This window comes from Flavobacterium sp. GP15, from assembly GCF_014281985.1.
In the GTDB taxonomy this organism is placed as follows: domain Bacteria; phylum Bacteroidota; class Bacteroidia; order Flavobacteriales; family Flavobacteriaceae; genus Flavobacterium; species Flavobacterium pygoscelis.
In genome coordinates this window covers 1-899 of record NZ_JACFTC010000027.1, presented here as the reverse complement: position 1 = coordinate 899, position 899 = coordinate 1, and the positions used below count along the sequence as shown (strand labels likewise).

The 899-nt window shown below is 30.6% G+C and carries 1 protein-coding gene; it reads right to left on the bottom strand.

Annotation, left to right across the window (positions count from 1 at the left end; translation table 11 throughout):
- Positions 1-182: 182 nt before the first annotated feature.
- The gene (locus H2650_RS15680) at positions 183-740 is read right to left on the bottom strand and encodes a hypothetical protein (protein ID WP_188051769.1); all 558 of its coding nucleotides are present in this window, start codon (positions 738-740) and stop codon (positions 183-185) included.
- Positions 741-899: the final 159 nt, after the last annotated feature.

Genomic DNA, 899 nt, shown 5'->3' with positions numbered 1-899 from the left:
ATAATTTAGTGAATTCTATTTCGTTCCGCCAAACTGACGCACAACGTCTTGGCGCTTGGCGAGGTTGGGGAGTAAAGATGCGAGATTTTTTCCATTAAACACAAATTTTCCAAGTACAAGACCATTTTCAAATTAAGCCTAAAACCCCAATCTCGCCAAACGGCTGTTGTGCGACGTTTTTTTTATTTCTTTTTTAGGTCAAAACCTAAATTTAATTGAATCATAAGTGGCCAAAGATTTCCATTTCCATTTGTGTCAAAATAGTATTGTGGACCAATATCAAATAAAAAGTGAAAATTATTTCCATATTTTCTTTGAATTCCCCAAGTAGGCCCAATTGCAAAATCAAAATCAGAAGTTCTTTCAACATTTTCAGCTATTGATTTTCCACGAGTTATAAATCTTAAAGAAACGAAATTACCTGAATTGTTTTCTATGTTTCTATCTTTTCGGTTTCTTTTATTTAGGTTATAAAATAATTTTTCCTGAAAATCAGCGAAAGGACTAATTATATAAATAAATCCATTACCTGCATAAGTCAAATCTGGATAACCTCCACCATAACCAACTCCAAGACTTGATGAAAAAGTTGAATATTGTCCTGTAGGAATTTCCAATTCAATAGCTGGATTTAAAAAATTAACTCGCCAAATTTTTTCAGTTTTAATAATGTTATTTTCTTGTGAATAATTTGGAGTTGTTAAAAGTCCAAAAATTAAAATCAATAAGCCTTTTTTCACTGTTTATTATAGTTTTTTAGGGTTTCTATTTTTTTCAAAATGTCGCACAACGTTTTGGCGCTACAAGAAGTTTGGGATTAAAGATGCGAGATTTTTCCATTAAACACAAATTTTCCAAATACAAAACCATATTTAAATTAAGCCAAATACCCAAATTTA